Raw genomic sequence first — 19073 nt, 5'->3', positions numbered from 1 at the left:
CGCCCGCCCAAGGGCCCCGTGGGTCAGCCGTTGCGGGGGCCCGGGAAGGCGCCCGGGCGCAGGTCCTCGCGCGATGGCGGACGCTCCTGCGACGGCTGCGGCGGCATCGAGCGCGCCGCCGGGACGGAGGGCAGCGCGGGGGTTGGGGGCCCGGGTACGACGGGCACCGGACGCTGCGCCACGACCTCGGTGGCCCCCTCGGCCGGGACCGGCTGGGGAGCGGCGCGTCGCGCACCGTAGCGGCGGTGCACCGCCTGCTTGGTGACCCCGAGCGCGGAGCCCACCGCATCCCAGGAGAACCCCAGCGAACGGTCGAAGTCCACAGCCGCCGTGACCAGGGTCTCGACGCTGTCCCGCAGTTCCTGGGCCAGCCTGACGGTGGGGGCCGGGGCCCTGCCGTAGACGACGAAGCCCGCGGAGGGGCCGGAGCGGCGTGGACGGTAGACATTGCCCAGCTGGGCGGTGAGTGTGCGCAGTGCGTCCACCTGCCGCCGAACCCGCTCGATGTCCCGCACCAGAAGATGCAGGCTGGCCCGCGCTTGGGCGTCGTGGGTTGCGTGGTCGGCCATGAAGAAGCCTCTCGAACCGGCGTTGAAAGGGATCGGGCCGCACCAGGGCGGCTCGCTTCGGTCAATCTCTCTTGACCAACGCCTCACCGGGGGATCTGGTCACGCTCCGGGGGCGCATATGCATACGCAAGGGGCGCGCGACTGTGCGTACGCCCCCCAGCGCCCACCCGGCTTCCGGCCCCATAGACTTGTGCGTTGCTCGTCACCGTAACGTTTCGGCCTGAGAGGCAGTCAGCCACCCATGAAGCTCGTCTTCGCAGGCACCCCCGAGGTAGCCGTACCCGCACTGGACGCCCTGATCGCCTCCGGTCGCCATGAGGTGGCCGCCGTCGTGACCCGGCCCGACGCGCCGGCGGGCCGGGGCCGCCGCATGGTGGCCAGTCCCGTCGCCGAGCGGGCCGAAGAGGCCGGTATCGAGGTGCTCAAGCCGGCCAGGCCGCGGGACGAGGACTTCCAGGCGAGGCTCAGGGAGATCGCACCGGACTGCTGCCCCGTCGTCGCCTACGGGGCGCTGCTGCCCAAGTCCGCACTCGACATCCCGGCCCGCGGCTGGGTCAACCTCCACTTCTCGCTGCTGCCCGCCTGGCGCGGCGCCGCACCGGTCCAGCACTCCGTCATGGCGGGCGACGAGGTGACGGGGGCCTCCACGTTCCTCATCGAGGAGGGGCTCGACTCCGGACCTGTCTACGGGGTCCTCACCGAGGAGGTGCGGCCCACGGACACCAGCGGCGATCTGCTGACCCGGCTGGCCTTCGCCGGTGCCGGGCTGCTCGCCGCGACGATGGACGGGATCGAGGACGGCACCCTGCACGCCGTGCCGCAGCCCGCCGAGGGCATCACCCTCGCGCCGAAGATCACCGTCGAGGACGCCCAGGTCCAGTGGTCGGCGCCCGCCCTGCGCGTCGACCGCGTGGTCCGCGGCTGCACCCCGGCCCCCGGCGCATGGACCCTCTTCCGCGGCGAGCGCCTCAAGCTGATCCAGGCCGTGCCCGTCGTGGACCGGGCCGACCTGGCGCCCGGCGAGCTGTCCGCGGCCAAGAACAACGTGTACGTGGGCACCGGATCGCACGCGATCGAGCTGCTCTGGGTCCAGCCGCAGGGCAAGAAGCCGATGCGTGCCGCGGACTGGGCGCGCGGGGTGCGCATCGCCCCCGGCGAGCTCGTCGGCATCTGAGGGGCTCGGCGGACGGGCGGACCGGGCCGGGGACGTAGGCTGGGACGGTTCGCCCTCTCACCATCAGCGGAGCACCTTTCACGTGAACGACCAGCCGCGTCGCCGTCCCGCCAAGCCGCACCGCCGTCCGCAGAAGGACCCGGTCCGGTTCCTCGCCTTCGAGGCCCTCAGGGCCGTCGACGAACGTGACGCGTACGCCAACCTCGTCCTGCCCCCGCTGCTGAAGAAGGCCCGGGCCAAGGGAGACTTCGACAGCCGGGACGCGGCGCTGGCGACCGAGCTGGTCTACGGGACGCTGCGCCGACAGGGCACGTACGACGCGATCGTCGCCGCCTGCATCGACCGGCCGCTCGTCGAGGTCGACCCGCCGGTACTGGACGTCCTGAACATGGGCGTGCACCAGCTGCTCGGCACCCGCATCCCGACGCACGCCGCGGTCTCCGCCAGCGTGGAGCTGGCCCGGGTGGTGCTCGGCGAGGGACGCGCCAAGTTCGTCAACGCCGTCCTGCGCAAGGTGTCGGCGGACGACCTCGACGGCTGGGTGGAGCGGGTCGCGCCCTCCTACGAGGACGACGCCGAGGACCACCTGGCGATCGTGCACTCGCATCCGCGCTGGGTCGTCTCGGCCCTCTGGGACGCGCTGGGCGGCGGCCGCGCGGGCATCGAGGACCTCCTCGAAGCCGACAACGAGCGGCCCGAGGTCACCCTGGTCGCCCGCCCCGGACGCTCCACCACCGATGAGCTCCTCGACGCCCTCGGCGAGGAGAACGGCCTCCCGGGCCGCTGGTCCCCCTACGCCGTGCGGATGGCCGAGGGCGGCGAGCCCGGCGCCCTGACCGCCGTGCAGGACGGCCGGGCCGGTGTCCAGGACGAGGGCAGCCAGCTCGTCGCCGCCGCTCTCGCCAACGCCCCGCTGGAGGGCAGCGACACCCGCTGGCTCGACGGCTGCGCGGGCCCCGGTGGCAAGGCCGCCCTGCTCGCCGCCCTGGCCGCCGGCCGGGGAGCCGCCCTGCTCGCCGCCGAGAAGCAGCCGCACCGGGCCCGCCTCGTCGAGCGCTCGCTGGCCGGCAACCCCGGCCCGTACCAGGTGATCACCGCTGACGGCACCCGTCCGCCGTGGCTGCCCGAGACCTTCGACCGGATCCTGATGGACGTCCCGTGCTCGGGTCTCGGCGCGCTGCGCCGCCGCCCGGAGGCCCGCTGGCGCCGTCGCAAGGAGGATCTGGAGAGCTTCGCGCCGCTCCAGCGCGGTCTGCTGCGCGAGGCGCTGAAAGCCGTCAGGATCGGCGGCGTCGTCGGATACGCGACGTGCTCGCCGCACCTCGCGGAGACCCGGGTGGTCGTCGAGGACGTGCTCAAGGGGCGCGGCGGCGCACCCGTCGAGGCCGAGTGGGTGGACGCCCGGCCGCTGATGCCCGGAGTGCCCGCCCTGGGTGACGGGCCCGACGTCCAGCTCTGGCCTCATCTGCACGGCACGGACGCGATGTACCTCGCTCTCCTGCGGCGTACCGGCTGATCACCGCGGGCGGTCCGACCGGGGCGAAAACGCCGGGAATGCGCGAACTGTAATGATCCCGTGAGGCTTTGGAGCGCACCGAAGCGGGGAAGTGCCCCGGAGCATGGCAGTCTTGGCCCCATGGCCCAGATCAACCCCAGTATTCTTTCCGCCGACTTCGCACGTCTCGCCGAGGAGGCGCAGGCCGTCGAAGGCGCCGACTGGCTCCATGTCGATGTCATGGACAACCACTTCGTGCCCAATCTGACGCTCGGCGTCCCGATCGTGGAATCGCTCAGCAGGGCCACCAGTACGCCGCTGGACTGCCATCTGATGATCGAGGACGCGGACCGCTGGGCACCCCAGTACGTCGAGGCGGGGGCGGGCTCCGTCACCTTCCACGCGGAGGCCGCCGCGGCCCCCGTCCGGCTCGCGCGGGAGATCCGGGCCAAGGGCGCCCGCGCGTCCATGGCGCTCAAGCCGGCGACGCCCATCGAGCCGTACGAGGACCTGCTCCCCGAGCTCGACATGCTGCTGATCATGACGGTGGAGCCGGGCTTCGGGGGCCAGTCCTTCCTCGACATCATGCTGCCGAAGATCCGCCGCACGCGTGAGCTGATCTCCAGGCACGGACTCGAACTCTGGCTCCAGGTCGACGGCGGGGTCTCCGAGTCCACGATCGAGCGGTGCGCGGAGGCCGGGGCGGACGTCTTCGTCGCGGGTTCCGCCGTGTACGGAGCCAAGGACCCGGCCGATGCGGTCCGGGCCCTGCGAGCCAAGGCCGACGGGGCCATCGCCTCGGCGGGGTGGGCGTGCGGCCACTGACGCCGACGACGGCGCAGGCACCCCCTCCGGCCCCCGACCGCACGTCGGCCGGGCCAAGTGCAGATGAACGCGGTCCGACGGGACCGATCAAGGGTCGCCGTATCTGACAGGATGAACGGCGTATCGAGAGCGTGAACAGCAGTGAGGAGAACGCGGTGTCTGCAATGTCGGCGGGCCGGTCCGCCCTGCGGATGGGGCCCGCGGAGCTGGTGCAGGCGGCGGCCATGGCCCGCCGCTTCTACCTCGAGGGCAAATCCAAGATCCAGATCGCCGAGGAGTTCGGCGTCAGCCGCTTCAAGGTGGCCCGGGTCCTGGAGACGGCCCTGGAACGTGACCTCGTACGGATCGAGATCCGGGTCCCCGCGGAGCTGGACGCCGAGCGCTCCGACGCGCTCCGTGCCCGCTACGGGCTGCGCCACGCGGTCGTGGTCGAGTCCCCGGCGGAGGAGCAGGACGACGCCGCCGACCCGGAGAACCTGGGCGAGGTCGCGGCCGACCTGCTCGGCGAACTGGTGAACGAGGGCGATGTGCTCGGGCTCGCCTGGGGGCGGTCCACCATCCACATGGCGGCGGCTCTCGACCGGCTGCCGCCGTGCACCGTCGTGCAGCTCACCGGCGTGTACGACGCGGGAACGGCCGAGCGCGGCTCGGTCGAGGCCGTGCGGCGGGCCGCCCAGGTGTCCGGCGGCGAGGCCCACCCCATCTACGCGCCGATGCTGCTCCCCGACCCGGCGACGGCCGCCGCGCTGCGCCACCAGACGGGCATCGCGCGCGCCTTCGAGTACTTCGACAAGGTGACGGTCGCGGCCGTCTCCATCGGTTCCTGGGAGCCCGGGATCTCCACGGTCCACGACATGCTCTCCGACGAGGAACGCGCGCACTACGCCTCGCTCGGCGTCGCCGCCGAGATGTCGGCGCATCTCTTCGACTCGGACGGGCGCCGGGTCGGCCGTGACCTCGGCGAGCGCTGCATCACGGTCGAGGCGGACCGGCTTCGCCGGATCCCCGAGGTGGTGGCGATCGCCGGTGGCCAGCGCAAGGCCGCGGCGATCGGGGCGGTACTGCGGTCCGGTCTCGTCACCAGCCTGGTGACCGACACCGCGGCGGCCGATTACCTGCTGACGGACTCGGCCGCGCCGCGGCGGCCCGCGCTGGAGCGGGCCGACCCCGACGGGGAGTGAGCCCGGAACACAGCGGGAGGGGGCGGGCGGTGATGACACCGCCCGCCCCCTTCCGCCGTGTCCCATCGCGTCCGGGCGGTCAGTCCTGCCCGACGCCCAGCACCGTGGCCTCCAGATACTGCTCCGGCTCCTTGTACTGGCTGACGTCGGCCGGGTTGTAGCGCGGTGTCTGCCGGGACCAGTCGAGGTTCCCGCGCATCCAGCTCCGCATCCCGTCCAGATACGGCTCCAGCATCCAGGTGAGCTGCGGACGGGCGGCCAGCAGCTCGGCCTCCGCGGCCAGGAAACGTTCGGTCTCCGTGGCGATCTCCGCACAGACGTGTTCCAGCGCCTGCTGCTTGCCGAAACCGCGGTGGTGCCGGACGAGGTGCACGAGGTTGTGGATCTCACCGAGAACCTGTTCCTTCTCGTACGAATACACGTCGTTGGCCCAGCACACGACGTTGCACGAGGCCTCGAGCGCGGTGATGAAGCGCGGGTCGTTGTGGACCGACTCGGGCGCCTCGATGCCGGCCACGATCTCTATCAGGTCCATGCAGACGTGTATCGCGCCCGTGTGGCGGCGCTTCTCCACGTACGTCGCCTCGGCCGGGACCACGCCGTCCGCGCGGTTCCCGGCCTCCCAGGTGGTGGCCGTCGTGAGATAGGTGATCAGGTGCCAGGCGAAGCGCCGCCGCCAGTGGGCCGCGGCAGCCGGCGTCGTGCGTTCCCACAGGTCCGTGAGGGCGATGACCGCGGCCGGCAGACGCTCGTTCGCCAGGGTGCCCGTGCCGGTGCCCTCGACCACGGACTGCATCAGCGCGACGACGTCGCGTACACGGTCCGGGCTCCGGCCCAGGTGTCCGTCGTCCAGCTGGTCGTCGACGAGAAACAGCCAGACGAACCAGTCGGCGACGAGGTCCAGGTTCTTGCTGTCGGCAGTCGGGTAGACCATGCCGACGAACGCCCCGAAGTCCGCCTGCTCGAAGCGGTCCCTGGCTGAATCCCGGTGCACCAGACCGGTGTTGCGGGTCCAGGTGTCGAGATGCTCCCGCACGTGTCCGACGTGCGGGTTCGTCCGCTGGGGGAACGGGCAGTAGATGTCCGGCAGTTCGTTCTCCACGGGCGGGTCATGATCCTCTCCGGTCGTACGTGTGGCGGTAGTTGTGGCCGCACCGCCTTGATGCTCCGGGGTGCCTGGTGACCCGCGGGACCTGCGCGTTTGAAGCTACCTGACCCCGAGTCACCAGGTCCAGGGAAGGTGATCACGAATGACTGCGGCACCTCTCGGGTAGGGTCTGTGGGCAAGGCAGGTTCCACTTGCCCGGGACTCCCGATCCTGTTCCTTGGAGGAACATACGAAGGCGGGAGTCGTTTGCTGTGTCTTCGTGGAAGCGACCTGCGCCATTTCGTATGAAAAAATGAGTGTTATGCGTTTTCTTGAGCCCGGCACCGGTCGATACACAGAGTCCCCCTCCGTCCCGTACGACCTCACGTACGACGACGTCTTCATGGTTCCGGGCAGGTCAGCGGTCGGATCCCGCCAGGGGGTCGATCTCTCCTCGCCGGACGGAACCGGCACCACCATCCCGCTCGTCGTAGCGAACATGACGGCCATCGCGGGCCGCCGGATGGCCGAAACCATCGCCCGTCGCGGTGGGCTCGTCGTCATCCCGCAGGACATCCCGATCGAGGTCGTCACCGAGGTCATCAGCTGGGTCAAAACGCGCCACCTCGTGCTCGACACCCCCATCGTCCTGGCCCCCGGCCAGACCGTCGCCGACGCGCTGTCCCTGCTGCCCAAGCGGGCCCACGGCGCCGGGGTCGTCGTCGACGGTGACGGGCGTCCCGTCGGCGTCGTCACCGACCACGACCTGACCGGCGTCGACCGCTTCACCCAGCTCTCCGAGGTCATGTCGAAGGACCTCGTGCTGCTGGACGCGGACATCGACCCGCGCGACGCGTTCAACAAGCTCGACGGCGCCAACCGCAAGCTCGCCCCCGCGGTCGACGCGGACGGCCGGCTCGTCGGCATCCTCACCCGTAAGGCCGCACTGCGCGCCACTCTCTACACGCCGGCCACCGACGCGGCGGGCAAGCTGCGGATCGCGGCTGCCGTCGGCATCAACGGCGACGTGGCGGGCAAGGCCAAGCAGCTCCTCGACGCCGGCGCCGACACCCTGGTCGTCGACACCGCGCACGGTCACCAGGAGTCCATGATCAGCGCGGTGCGAGCGGTCCGGGCGCTGGATCCGCAGGTGCCGATCGTCGCCGGCAACATCGTCGCCGCCGAGGGTGTGCGCGACCTCATCGAGGCCGGCGCGGACATCATCAAGGTCGGTGTGGGACCCGGCGCGATGTGCACCACCCGGATGATGACGGGCGTGGGCAGGCCCCAGTTCTCAGCCGTCCTGGAGTGCGCCGCCGAGGCGAAGAAGTACGGCAAGCACGTCTGGGCCGACGGCGGCGTCCGTCACCCGCGCGATGTGGCCATGGCGCTTGCCGCCGGCGCCTCCAACGTGATGATCGGCTCCTGGTTCGCCGGGACGCACGAGTCGCCCGGCGACCTCCAGCAGTCCGCCGACGGGCGCTTCTACAAGGAGTCCTTCGGCATGGCGTCCGCGCGCGCCGTGAAGAACCGTACGTCCGACGAGTCGGCGTACGACCGGGCCCGCAAGGCCCTCTTCGAGGAGGGCATCTCCACCTCGCGGATGTTCCTGGACCCGTCCCGTCCCGGTGTCGAGGACCTGGTCGACTCGATCATCGCGGGCGTCCGTTCCTCCTGCACGTACGCCGGTGCGGGCTCGCTCGCGGAGTTTGCCGAGAAGGCGGTCGTGGGCGTGCAGAGTGCCGCCGGTTACGCGGAGGGCAAGCCGCTGCACGCCAGCTGGGGCTGATCCCGCTCCCCAAGGGCTGTCCGTGCCCCTTCCGGCTGTTCAGGCCGGAAGGGGCACTGCTTTTCTCCGGGCATCCGGAGGCCGCTGCATGGCCGGAAACGGTGCTCCGGACGGGCCGGGATCCATACCAACTCTGTTGAAAAATAAGTAATATGAATCCCACTCAGCTGCCCGCCACTCTGCGGTAAGGGATCTCATGTCCTTCTTCACTGACCTGGCCCATCAGTACATCGACGGCGAGTGGAGGCCGGGCAAGGGTTCCTGGGACATCATCGACTTCAACCCGTTCGACGGGGAGAAGCTCGCCTCCATCACGGTCGCCACGGCCGACGAGGTGGACCAGGCCTACCGCGCGGCCGAGACCGCTCAGCAGGCGTGGGCGGACACCAACCCGTACGCCAGGCGAGCGGTGCTGGAGAAGGCCCTGCGGATCGTCGAGGAGCGCGAGGACGAGATCGGTGACGCGATCGTCGCCGAACTCGGCGGCACCCGGCTGAAGGCGGCCTTCGAACTGCACCTGGCCAAGGAGTTCCTGCGCGAGGCGATCCAGCTCGCGCTGCGGTCCACCGGGCAGATCCTGCCCTCGCCGACCCCGGGCAAGGAGAACCGCGTCTACCGGGTTCCGGTCGGCGTCGTCGGGGTCATCAGCCCCTTCAACTTCCCCTTCCTGCTCTCCCTGAAGTCCGTGGCCCCGGCCCTCGCGCTGGGCAACGCCGTGGTGCTCAAGCCGCACCAGAACACCCCGGTCTGCGGCGGCACGCTGGTGGCCAAGGTGTTCGAGGACGCCGGACTGCCGGCCGGTCTGCTGAACGTCGTCGTCACCGACATCGCGGAGATCGGTGACGCGTTGCTGGAGCACCCCATACCGCAGGTCATCTCCTTCACCGGCTCCGACAAGGTCGGACGGCACGTCGCGACGGTGTGCGCGGCGAACCTCAAGCGCTCGGTGCTCGAACTCGGCGGCAACAGCGCGCTGATCGTGCTCGACGACGCCGATGTGGACTACGCCGTCGACGCCGCGGTGTTCAGCCGGTACGTGCACCAGGGGCAGGTCTGCATGGCTGCCAACCGGATCCTCGTCGACCGCGCGGTGGAGCAGGAGTTCACCGAGAAGTTCGTCGCGAAGGTCGCCTCGCTGCGCGTCGGTGACCCGGCCGACCCGGCGACCCAGATCGGCCCGCTGATCAACTCGACCCAGGCCGAGGCCATCTCCGCCCTCGTCGACCAGACCGTCGAGGCCGGCGCGACCGCGCTGCTGCACGGACGGGCCGAAGGAAACGTCGTCAGCCCCTCCGTCCTCACCGGGCTGGCGCCCGATTCCCCGGTGCTGTCCCAGGAGATCTTCGGCCCGGTCGCCCTGCTCGTGCCGTTCGACGGCGAGGACGAGGCGGTCCGGATCGCCAACGACACCCCGTACGGGCTGAGCGGCGCCGTTCACACCGCCAACATCGAGCGCGGTGTCCGGGTCGGGCAGCGCATCCGCACCGGCATGATCCACATCAACGACGGCACCGTCCACGACGAGCCCATCGTCCCCTTCGGCGGCGAGAAGAACTCCGGACTCGGGCGGCTGAACGGCGACTCGATGCTGGAGGCCTTCACCACGCAGAAGTGGATCTCCGTGCAGCACGGCCGCTCGCAGTTCCCGTTCTGATCCGGCGCGCTCTGCGCTGAGCGCGGCCTGCGGGGCGGGCCCATGGTCTACTTCCGGGGGCGGCGATGCCGCCCCCGGCAGCAGCCGTGCCCCGCCCCGACCAGGGCCCTCGCCATCGCAGAGAAGTGACCCGTACGACGTGCGACTGAACGACCTCGACGAACGCATCGTCCACGCCCTCGCCGAAGATGCCCGCCGCTCCTACGCCGACATCGGCTCGATCATCGGGCTGTCCGCACCCGCCGTGAAACGCCGGGTGGACCGGCTGCGCGCCGAGGGGGCGATCACGGGGTTCACCGTCCGGGTGGATCCGGCGGCGCTCGGCTGGGAGACCGAGGGCTACATCGAGATCTACTGCAGCCGCAACACCTCACCCGAGTCCATCAAGCAGGGACTCGCCCGCTACCCCGAGGTCGCATCGGCGTCCACGGTGACGGGCGACGCCGATGCGCTCGTCCAGGTGTTCGCCGCGGACATGCGCCACTTCGAGCAGGTCCTGGAGCGGATCGCGGGCGAGCCCTACGTCGAGCGGACGAAGTCGGTCCTGGTCCTCTCGCCGCTGCTGCGGCGCTACTCGTCGGGGTCGCCGGGGTAGCGGTGCGGCCGCCGTCCGCGCGGCCCGGCTGGTGACGGTGGGGCGGGCCGGGTACTCCGGCAACGCCTTCCTCGAACGCCGGACGAGCTGGATCTGCCGCCTCGTGCAATGAATCGCCGCGCCCGGGCGGTCGGACGCAACGGATCGACGGTCGGTGCGCAACGCTCGCGCCTTGTCCGGGGTGAATCGCGGAACGTACCGTCAATACGTCCCCGCCCCGCCCGCATCGTCCGAGGTCAGCCATGCCGCCGCTGCGCACCGCCCTGCTCCAGAGCTCCGGAATTCCGGGCTCGGTGGCCCGGAACATCGAGGTACTGGAGAGCGCTGCCACCCGCGCCGCGGCCGGCGGCGCCCGGCTGCTCGTCTGCCCCGAGATGTTCCTGACCGGGTACGCGATCGGGGACGACGTGCCCCGCCTGGCCGAAGCAGCCGACGGACCCGCCGCCCGGGCCGTCGCCGAGATCGCCGTCCGGAACGGGATCGCCGTCCACTACGGCTACCCGGAGCGCGACGGCGACACCCTGTACAACGCCGCACAGCTCATCGGGCCCGACGGGACCGCGCTCGCCCACTACCGCAAGACCCACCTCTTCGGCGACTTCGAGGAGCAGTGGTTCACCCCCGGCGACCGGCCCGTCGTCCAGGCCGAGCTCGCCGGTCTCCGTATCGGCCTCCTGATCTGCTACGACGTCGAGTTCCCGGAGAACGTACGGGCCCACGCACTCGCCGGAACCGATCTCCTGCTGGTCCCGACCGCGCTGATGCACCCCTTCCCCTTCGTCGCGGAGTCCGTCGTCCCGGTCCGCGCCTTCGAGAACCAGCTCTACATCGCCTACGCCAACCGGACCGGCACCGAAGGCCCCTTCGAGTTCGTCGGACTGAGCGGTCTCGCCGGCCCCGACGGCACGGTTCGCGCCCGCGCCGGACGTGGCGAGGAACTCGTCATCGGCGACGTCGACCCCGGCCTCCTGACCGCCTCCCGGGCCGGCAACCCCTATCTGCGCGACCGCCGCCCCGGTCTGTACGGCTCCCTCGTCTGAGACACGCCGCCCCGCCTTCGCCCACCTGTTTCCCGCAAGGAGTCCGTACCCCATGACGTCCACGGTGCCCCCGGCCGTCCCGCACACCGACGCAGCTCCGCCGATCACCATGTTCGGGCCGGACTTCCCCTACGCGTACGACGACTTCCTCGCGCACCCCGCAGGACTCGGGCAGATACCGGCGACCGAGCACGGCAGCGAGGTCGCCGTCATCGGAGGCGGGCTCTCCGGCATCGTCGCCGCCTACGAACTGATGAAGATGGGGCTGAGGCCCGTCGTCTACGAGGCGGACCGCATCGGCGGCCGGCTGCGCACCGTCGAGTTCGACGGCTGCACCACGGACGGCGAACCGCTGACCGCCGAGATGGGCGCGATGCGCTTCCCGCCGTCCTCGACGGCCCTCCAGCACTACATCGACCTGGTCGGCCTGGAGACGAAACCGTTCCCCAACCCGCTCTCCCCGGTCACCCCCTCGACCGTCGTCGACCTGAAGGGCGAGTCGCACTACGCCCGGACCATCGACGACCTCCCGCAGGTCTACCGCGATGTGATGGACGCCTGGAACGCCTGCCTGGAGGAGGGCGCCGACTTCTCCGACATGAACCGGGCGATGCGCGAGCGTGACGTGCCGCGGATCCGGGAGATCTGGGCCCGGCTCGTCGAGAAGCTCGACAACCAGACCTTCTACGGCTTCCTCTGCGACTCCGACGCCTTCAAGTCCTTCCGCCACCGCGAGATCTTCGGCCAGGTCGGCTTCGGCACCGGCGGCTGGGACACCGACTTCCCCAACTCCATCCTGGAGATCCTCCGCGTCGTCTACACCGAGGCGGACGACCACCACCGTTCCATCGTCGGCGGCAGCCAGCAGCTCCCGCTGCGCCTGTGGGAACGCGAACCGCAGAAGATCGTCCACTGGCCGCTCGGCACCTCGCTCGCCTCGCTGCACGGCGGCGAGCCGCGCGGCGCCGTGACCCGGCTGCACCGCACGGCCGGTAACCGGATCACCGTCACCGACGCCTCCGGCGACATCCGCACCTTCCGGGCAGCCGTCTTCACCGGCCAGTCCTGGCTGCTGCTCTCCAAGATCGCCTGCGACGACGCGCTCTTCCCGATCGACCACTGGACGGCGATGGAGCGCACCCACTACATGGAGTCGTCCAAGCTGTTCGTCCCCGTCGACCGGCCGTTCTGGCTGGACAAGGACGAGACCACCGGGCGCGACGCCATGTCGATGACGCTGACCGACCGGATGACGCGGGGCACGTACCTCCTCGACGACGGCCCGGACCGGCCGGCCAGCATCTGCCTCTCGTACACCTGGTGCGACGACAGCCTGAAGTGGCTGCCGCTGTCCGCGACCGAACGCATGGACGTCATGCTGAAGTCGCTCGGCGAGATCTATCCGAACGTGGACATTCGCAAGCACATCACCGGCAATCCGGTCACGGTGTCCTGGGAGAACGAGCCGTACTTCATGGGCGCGTTCAAGGCCAACCTGCCCGGCCACTACCGCTACCAGCGGCGGCTGTTCACCCACTTCATGCAGGACCGGTTGCCCGCCGACAAGCGGGGCCTGTTCCTGGCGGGCGACGACATCTCCTGGACGGCCGGCTGGGCCGAGGGCGCCGTGCAGACCGCGCTGAACGCGGTCTGGGGCGTGATGACCCAGTTCGGCGGCGCCACCGACGCCACGAACCCCGGCCCGGGCGACCTCTTCGACGAGATCGCCCCGGTCGAACTCCCGGAGGACTGAGGCCGGTTACGGCCCCGGTCAGGCGGGACGGCAGAGGCTGCGCTGCCGTCCCAGGCCCGAGATCTCGACCTCCATCACATCGCCCTCGGCCAGGTACGGGAAGCGTCCGGACAGGGCGACGCCCTGCGGCGTACCGGTGTTGATGACGTCACCGGGCTCCAGCACCAGGTACTGCGACAGGTGGTGCACCAGATGCGCCACGCTGAAGATCATGTCCGCGGTGGAGGAGTCCTGCCGGGGCTGGGCGTTGACGAAGCTGCGCAGCCGCAGCTGCTGCGGATCGCCCGCCTCGTCGGGGGTCACCAGCACCGGACCCAGCGGGTTGAAGGTGGCGCAGCTCTTGCCCTTCGACCACTGGCCGCCCGACTCCTCCAGCTGGAAGGCGCGCTCGGAGACGTCGTTGCTCACCGCGTAACCGGCGATGTGGGCGGCGGCGTCGGCGGGGGAGTCCAGGTAGGAGGCGCGGCGGCCGATCACCACGGCGAGCTCCACCTCCCAGTCGGTCTTCTTCGAACCGCGCGGGATGAGGACGTCGTCGTACGGACCGACCACCGTGTTCGGTGACTTGTAGAACAGGATCGGCTGCTCCGGCGGCTCGGAACCGGACTCCGCGGCATGGGCCGCGTAGTTCTGCCCGATGCACAGGAGCGCGGACGGCCGGGCCACCGGGGCGCCGACGCGCTGCCCGGTGATGTCGGTCCCGGGGAGCTTCGGCTCGGCGGGGATCAGGTACGGATCGTCGGCCAGCGCGGCAAGGAAGGCGCCGTCGATGTCGTCCGTGATGCCGGAAAGGTCGTAGTGGCGGCCCTCGGGGCAGACGGCGACCGGGCGTTCATGGCCCGGCTCGCCGATGCGCATCAGTCGCATGGCGGTGAGATCTCCAGACAGGTACGGGGTTGGGGGAACCCGGGGACGGTCAGTGCAGGCGGGTGAGGGCGTCGGCGGTGACGGCGTGGACCGGGGGGCGTCCGGCGAGCAGCCGCAGCACCTCGTTCACGGCGCTGGTGCCCAGCCGCTGCCGGCACTCGACGCTGCCGGCCGCCTGGTGCGGGGTGAGCAGCACGTTCGGCAGTCCGCGGAAGGGGTGGCCGGCGGGCAGCGGTTCGGAGTCGAAGACGTCGATCGCCGCGTCCAGCCGGCCTGTTGCCAGTTCGGCGAGGAGCGCGTCCTCGTCGACCAGCCACGACCGGGCGGTGTTCACGAGGCCCGCCCCGTCCGGCATCAGCGCCAACTGGGCGGCACCCAGCATGTGGTGGGTCTCCTCGGTGACCGGGGCGTGTACGGCCACGATCCGGCTCCGGGTCAGCAGCGTCTCCAGCGGAACGGACGTCACCCCGAGCTCGCGGGCGTCCGCCTCCGAGAGGAACGGGTCGGTGACGCTGACCCGCGCCCCCATCGCCCGCACCAGCCCGATGTACGCGCGCCCCGTCCGGGACGCGCCGATCACGCCGATGTCGCTGCCGTGGATCTCGTGGCGCGGCGGGGCCTTGCTCGCCGCCGCCCACTCCAGCCCGCCGCGCAGCGCGTGGTCGAAGCGCTGGATGCGGTGGAGCAGCGACAGCGTGAAGGCGAGCGCCACCTCGGCGACCGGGCGGGCCATCTCGTCGCCGGCCTGGGTCACCAGGATGGAGCGCCGGAACACGTCCTCGGTGACATAGGGCGCGACCGCGGAGCCGGTGTGCGCCACCAGCTCAAGCCGGTCCGCGTGCGCCAGCAGGGCGGCGTCCACCTTGGGGGCCCGCCACGCGGTGATCAGCGCGCGGGCACCGGGCAGCGCGGCCGCGACCGCCGCCCGGTCGGAGTGGTCGTCGATCACGACGAGTTCGGCCGCCCGCTCCAGTTCCTGCCACACCTCGGCGGTGAAGAACTGGGCGCGCAGGCCCGGCGGTACGGCGACGACGACCCGTGAGGAGCGGTCGGCGGGTTCAGGAGAGCCAGGCATCGAGGTGCTCCGCAACGAAGGCGTCATCGGTCAGCCAAGGGTAGGCCGCGGCCACCCGGGTGATCTCGTCGGCCTGTCCGGGGGAGAGCGTCTCGGCCGGGTCCAGGCAGCGGATGTTCGCCAGCAGCCCCTGACGGCGCAGCACTTCGTGCACTCCGGCGATGCAGCCGCGGAAGGCGCCCCGCACATCGAAGACCGCGCTGTTGGCATCGGTCAGTTCGGAGCGGCGGGCCAGGCAGCGGACCATCGCCTCGTGGTCCCCGGCGCGCGCCCGGCGGATGTCGTCGAGCAGCGTCACCGCGGAGCCCGTCCACACCGCCCACTGGCCGAGCAGCCCGCCCGCGAACCAGCGCGGGGTGCCGGCGACGGTCTCGTACGGGGTGAGCAGATCGCCGATGATGTCGTCGTCGTTGCCGGTGTACAGGGCGACCTCGTCCGCCCGGTCCGCGGCGGCGACCGCCCGGACGACGTCGGCGGTGCGGTAGCGGTCGAACGGGGCGATCTTCACGGCGGCCGTGTTCGGCAGGTCGGTGAACGCGGACCAGAAGGCGGGCGACAGGTACCGCCCGCCGACGGCCTCCTGGAGGTAGAAGCCGATCACCGGCAGCACCTCGCCGACCGCCCGGGCCCGCTCCAGCAGCCCCTTCTCGTCGGCTCCGGGCACGGCCGGGCTGAGCAGCACCGCGTCGTAGCCGAGCCCGGCGGCTGTCTCGGCCTCGGCGACGGCCTGGGCGGTGTACCCGCAGGCACCGGCGACCTTCACGAAGGGGCGGCCGGCCTCGGCGTCGATCGTCTCGGCGGCGAGCTCCAGCACGGGACGGAACAGGCCCACCTCACGCTCGCGGATCTCGAACTGGGTGGTGTGCACGGCGACCGCGGCGCCGCCCGCGCCCGAGGCGAGGTAGTACCGGGTCAGGGCGCGCTGCCGGCGCTCGTCGAACGTGCCGTCCTCGTGCAGCGCGAGCGGATGGGCGGGGATCGCCGCGCCGTGGGCGAGCAGCTCCAGCGCGGGCGTGGACAGGAGGGAGGGAGTGGACATGGAGTGGATCAGAACCTTCCGTCACGTACCTGGAACTTGGTGGGCTTGCCGGACAGGGGCAGCCCGCGGCGCAGCCAGTCGGCCTGCCATGCGACGAGGGTGCGCAGCGCGACGTCCGGGTAGCCGAACAGGGCGTGGCAGCGGCTCGCGTCGGAGAGCAGCGCGGTGGGTGCCTCCTGGCCGGCGAGGACGGGCTCCTCGTCGAACTCATCGCCGAACCACTGGGCGATCCGGCGTACCGAGGCGGTTTCGGGACCGGTGAGGTTGAGGGTGAACGCCTCGCCGTCGGTGGCGTGCAGCAGCGAACGCAGGGCAACCTCGTTGGCGTACCCCTGCCACACCACGTTGGCGTGACCGGTCGTCACGTCGACGGGCTCGCCCGCCCGGACACGGTAGGCGATGTCGGCGAGGACGCCGTAGCGCAGGTCCACCGCGTAGTTGAGGCGGATGTTGGCGACCTTGGTGCCACGGGTCAGCGCCGCGTGATCGAAGATGCGCTCCCGGCCCAGGCACGACATGGCGTACTCGCCGACCGGGCCGACCGGGTCGGTCTCGGTGCAGCCGCCGGAGGAGACGGGTACCAGCGGGTACACGTTGCCGGTGGAGAACGCGGCGATCCGCGCACCCGGCCAGCGCCGGGCGACCCGGTCCGGCATCGCGGCGTTCACCGCCCAGGCGTGCGAAGGCGCCCCGGCGGAACCGAACTTGGCGCCGACCATGAAGACGACGTTCCCGGCGTCGGGCAGTCCGGTCAGGTCGGCGGCCGGGTCCATCAGATCGAAGGCGACGGTACGGACCCCGGCCGCCTCCAGCTCCTCGGCCGCAGCCTTGTCAGACCAGCGGGAGACCGCGTACACGGTCACGTCCGTGCGGTCCGCGGCGTCCAGCGCCCGGCGGGCCAGCCGGCACAGGCTGGGGCCCATCTTGCCGCCGGCGCCGAGCACCAGCAGATCGCCTTCGAGAGCGCCGAGATCGGCGACGAGTGCGGGGGAGGGGGTGGCGAGCCGCTCTTCGAGTGCGGCCTCATCGGTGAACATGTGTGGCTATCCCTTGATCCCGGACGCGGTGACGCCCTCGGTGAAGTAGCGCTGGCCCACCATGTACGCGGCGAAGATGGGCACGAACGCGATGACGGAGCCGGAGAGCACCACGTTGAGCGGCACGTTCTGCTGCTGGAGCGAGGCAATGCCGACCGTGAGGGTGCGCATGTCGGTGGACTGGCCGATGACCAGTGGCCACAGGAAGTCGTTCCAGTGCCACAGGAAGACGAAGACACCGAGCGTGGCGAGGATCGGCTTCAGCAGCGGCAGCACGATGCGGTAGAAGATCTGCCATTCGCTGCAGCCGTCGAGCCGGGCCGCCTCGAAGAGCTCGTCCGGCAGACCCTGGATGAACTGCCGCATCAGGAACACCGCCTGGGCGTTGGCCAGGGTCGGCACGATCAGTCCCCAGTACGTGTCCACGCCGCCGAGCTTCGCGATCATCGCGAAGGTCGGGATCATCGTGACGTGGTACGGGACCATCACCATCGACAGGAACGACCAGAACATCGTCTCCCGGCCCGGAAAGCGCTTCTTGGCGAAGGCGTACCCGGCCAGCGAGGCGAGCAGCAGCACACCGACGACCGAGACGACCGAATAGACCACGGTGTTCAGCAGCCAGCGCGGCACGTCCTGGGCGCCCATGACGGTGTCGTACGCCTCGCCGGTCAGCGGCCACGGCAGCAGGCTTCCGGGGAAGTCGACCGCCGCCGACGGCTTCAGGGAGAGCACGACCATCGCGTAGAACGGGAAGACCGTGACGAGCGCGGCAACGGTCAGCAGCACGCCGCGTGCCATGCGGCCGGTGCGGGTGGGGCGCATGCCGTACGGGACGGTGTCCTGCTCGGAGAGCTTGCGCAGCCTGCGTTCGGCCCGGCGCGCGGCCCGGTCCGGGGGTGCGGAGGGCCGGTTCGCCGGCGGGGCCTTCGTCTCGGTGGGTGCCGCTGTCATGGTCACTGGTCCTTCCCGATCACGAGCCGCTGGATCACCGCGACCACCACGGTCAGCACGAAGAGCGCGACCCCGATGGCGGAGGCGTAACCCAGGTCGAAGTACTTGAAGCCCGCGTCGTAGAGCTGGAAGACGAGCGTGTAACTGGCGTTGGCGGGGCCGCCGCCCGTCATCGTGTAGACGGCGTCGAAGACCTGGAACGAGGCCGTCGTCTCGATCACCGCGAGGAAGAACAGGGCGGGCTTGAGCTGCGGCAGCACGATGTACCGGAACCGCTGCCAGGGCCCGGCCCCGTCGGTGAGGGCGGCCTCCTCCAGCTCACGCGGGATGTCCTGCATCCGGGCGAGCAGGATGAGCATCCCGTATCCGAAGCGGGACCAGACGCCGACGATCGCGAGCGCGGGCAGCACCAGCACGTCGTCGGAGAGCCAGGAGCCCTCGGACATCCCGAACCAGCCCATCAGGGTGGACCACGGGCCGCCGGTCGAGAAGATCCACACGAAGACGGTCGCGGCCAGCACCAGCGAGGTGACGACCGGCAGGAAGAACACCGAGCGGAAGAACTTGGCGCCGCGGAACGCACGGCGGGTGATCAGCGCCAGGGACACCGACGCGATGAGCGTGCCCGGCACGGCGAGCACGGTGTAGAGGACGGTGACCTTCAGCGCCTGCCAGAACAGCGGGTCCGCCCACAGGCGGGTGAAGTTGTCGAGCCCGATGAAGCTGCCGCCACCGGTCAGGGAGTAGTCGGTGAAGCTCATCAGCACACCGGCGACGCCCGGACCGAACCGGAACGCGAGGAACAACAGGAAACAGGGAAGGACGAAGAGCAGGCCGATCCGGGCCTCGCGGCGCGCCTGCGGCCCGCTGCGACGGCCCCGGCGGGTGGGTTCCGCGACGACTGCCACGGGGATCTCCTTGCGTACGGGGGAATTGCGG

At 71.0% G+C, this 19073-nt stretch carries 17 protein-coding genes; 9 read left to right on the top strand and 8 right to left on the bottom strand.

Features of this window, described 5'->3' with window-relative positions; translation table 11 throughout:
- Window positions 1–23: 23 nt before the first annotated feature.
- Entirely contained in the window at window positions 24–569 is a 546-nt protein-coding gene (locus JGS39_RS21020) for a hypothetical protein (protein WP_219570757.1), read from the bottom strand.
- A gap of 241 nt (window positions 570–810) precedes the next feature.
- On the opposite strand from JGS39_RS21020, the gene fmt reads away from it, so the two are divergent.
- From fmt to JGS39_RS21000, 4 genes are all read left to right on the top strand, one after another.
- Window positions 811–1743, top strand: coding sequence for a methionyl-tRNA formyltransferase (fmt, locus tag JGS39_RS21015; RefSeq protein ID WP_219570756.1), 933 nt, complete (start codon window positions 811–813; stop codon window positions 1741–1743).
- 82 nt (window positions 1744–1825) lie between these two features.
- Window positions 1826–3259 (top strand): RsmB/NOP family class I SAM-dependent RNA methyltransferase, encoded by a 1434-nt coding sequence (locus JGS39_RS21010; protein ID WP_219570755.1) that lies wholly within the window; start codon window positions 1826–1828, stop codon window positions 3257–3259.
- Window positions 3260–3379: 120 nt separating this feature from the next.
- Window positions 3380–4063: a ribulose-phosphate 3-epimerase gene (gene rpe, locus JGS39_RS21005; RefSeq protein WP_219570754.1), complete on the top strand. Its 684-nt coding sequence runs from the start codon at window positions 3380–3382 to the stop codon at window positions 4061–4063.
- A 164-nt stretch (window positions 4064–4227) separates the two neighbouring features.
- The gene (locus JGS39_RS21000) at window positions 4228–5244 is read left to right on the top strand and encodes a sugar-binding transcriptional regulator (RefSeq protein WP_219570759.1); all 1017 of its coding nucleotides are present in this window, start codon (window positions 4228–4230) and stop codon (window positions 5242–5244) included.
- 79 nt (window positions 5245–5323) lie between these two features.
- On the opposite strand, the gene JGS39_RS20995 is transcribed toward JGS39_RS21000, so the two are convergent.
- Window positions 5324–6346, bottom strand: a complete 1023-nt coding sequence (locus tag JGS39_RS20995) for a terpene synthase family protein (protein ID WP_219570753.1) — start codon at window positions 6344–6346, stop codon at window positions 5324–5326.
- A gap of 307 nt (window positions 6347–6653) precedes the next feature.
- On the opposite strand from JGS39_RS20995, the gene JGS39_RS20990 reads away from it, so the two are divergent.
- The 5 genes from JGS39_RS20990 to JGS39_RS20970 all read left to right on the top strand — a co-directional run bounded on the left by JGS39_RS20990 (window position 6654) and on the right by JGS39_RS20970 (window position 13162).
- Window positions 6654–8120 carry a GuaB1 family IMP dehydrogenase-related protein gene (locus JGS39_RS20990; RefSeq protein ID WP_219570752.1) on the top strand — a complete coding sequence of 489 codons (1467 nt, stop codon included), beginning with the start codon at window positions 6654–6656 and terminating at the stop codon, window positions 8118–8120.
- A gap of 196 nt (window positions 8121–8316) precedes the next feature.
- The gene (locus tag JGS39_RS20985) at window positions 8317–9774 is read left to right on the top strand and encodes an aldehyde dehydrogenase family protein (protein ID WP_219570751.1); all 1458 of its coding nucleotides are present in this window, start codon (window positions 8317–8319) and stop codon (window positions 9772–9774) included.
- A 139-nt stretch (window positions 9775–9913) separates the two neighbouring features.
- Window positions 9914–10369 (top strand): Lrp/AsnC family transcriptional regulator, encoded by a 456-nt coding sequence (locus tag JGS39_RS20980; RefSeq protein ID WP_018103925.1) that lies wholly within the window; start codon window positions 9914–9916, stop codon window positions 10367–10369.
- Between the two features lie 242 nt (window positions 10370–10611).
- Complete coding sequence (locus JGS39_RS20975) at window positions 10612–11409, top strand: carbon-nitrogen hydrolase family protein (RefSeq protein WP_219570750.1); 798 nt, start codon at window positions 10612–10614, stop codon at window positions 11407–11409.
- Window positions 11410–11461: 52 nt separating this feature from the next.
- Window positions 11462–13162, top strand: a complete 1701-nt coding sequence (locus JGS39_RS20970) for a flavin monoamine oxidase family protein (protein WP_219570749.1) — start codon at window positions 11462–11464, stop codon at window positions 13160–13162.
- Window positions 13163–13180: 18 nt separating this feature from the next.
- Here JGS39_RS20970 and JGS39_RS20965 read toward each other — a convergent pair whose 3' ends face one another.
- From JGS39_RS20965 to JGS39_RS20940, 6 genes are read right to left on the bottom strand one after another with little or no spacing between them, the layout of a single operon-like run.
- On the bottom strand, window positions 13181–14029 hold the full coding sequence (locus tag JGS39_RS20965) for a fumarylacetoacetate hydrolase family protein (protein ID WP_219570748.1): 849 nt from the start codon (window positions 14027–14029) through the stop codon (window positions 13181–13183).
- Between the two features lie 49 nt (window positions 14030–14078).
- Window positions 14079–15104, bottom strand: a complete 1026-nt coding sequence (locus tag JGS39_RS20960) for a hydroxyacid dehydrogenase (protein WP_219570747.1) — start codon at window positions 15102–15104, stop codon at window positions 14079–14081.
- Window positions 15088–16143, bottom strand: coding sequence for a dihydrodipicolinate synthase family protein (locus tag JGS39_RS20955; protein WP_219570746.1), 1056 nt, complete (start codon window positions 16141–16143; stop codon window positions 15088–15090). The genes JGS39_RS20960 and JGS39_RS20955 overlap by 17 nt, the downstream gene beginning before the upstream one ends.
- 8 nt (window positions 16144–16151) lie before the next feature.
- Window positions 16152–17180 (bottom strand): NAD-dependent epimerase/dehydratase family protein, encoded by a 1029-nt coding sequence (locus JGS39_RS20950; RefSeq protein WP_219570745.1) that lies wholly within the window; start codon window positions 17178–17180, stop codon window positions 16152–16154.
- Window positions 17181–17186: 6 nt separating this feature from the next.
- Window positions 17187–18134, bottom strand: coding sequence for a carbohydrate ABC transporter permease (locus JGS39_RS20945; protein WP_219570744.1), 948 nt, complete (start codon window positions 18132–18134; stop codon window positions 17187–17189).
- 2 nt (window positions 18135–18136) lie between these two features.
- Entirely contained in the window at window positions 18137–19042 is a 906-nt protein-coding gene (locus JGS39_RS20940) for a carbohydrate ABC transporter permease (RefSeq protein WP_219570758.1), read from the bottom strand.
- Window positions 19043–19073 lie beyond the last annotated feature (31 nt).

Source organism: Streptomyces poriferorum (assembly GCF_019399235.1).
In the GTDB taxonomy this organism is placed as follows: Bacteria; Actinomycetota; Actinomycetes; order Streptomycetales; family Streptomycetaceae; genus Streptomyces; species Streptomyces poriferorum.
Note: the sequence above shows the minus strand (reverse complement) of the source record. Positions and strands in the feature narration are given on the sequence as shown.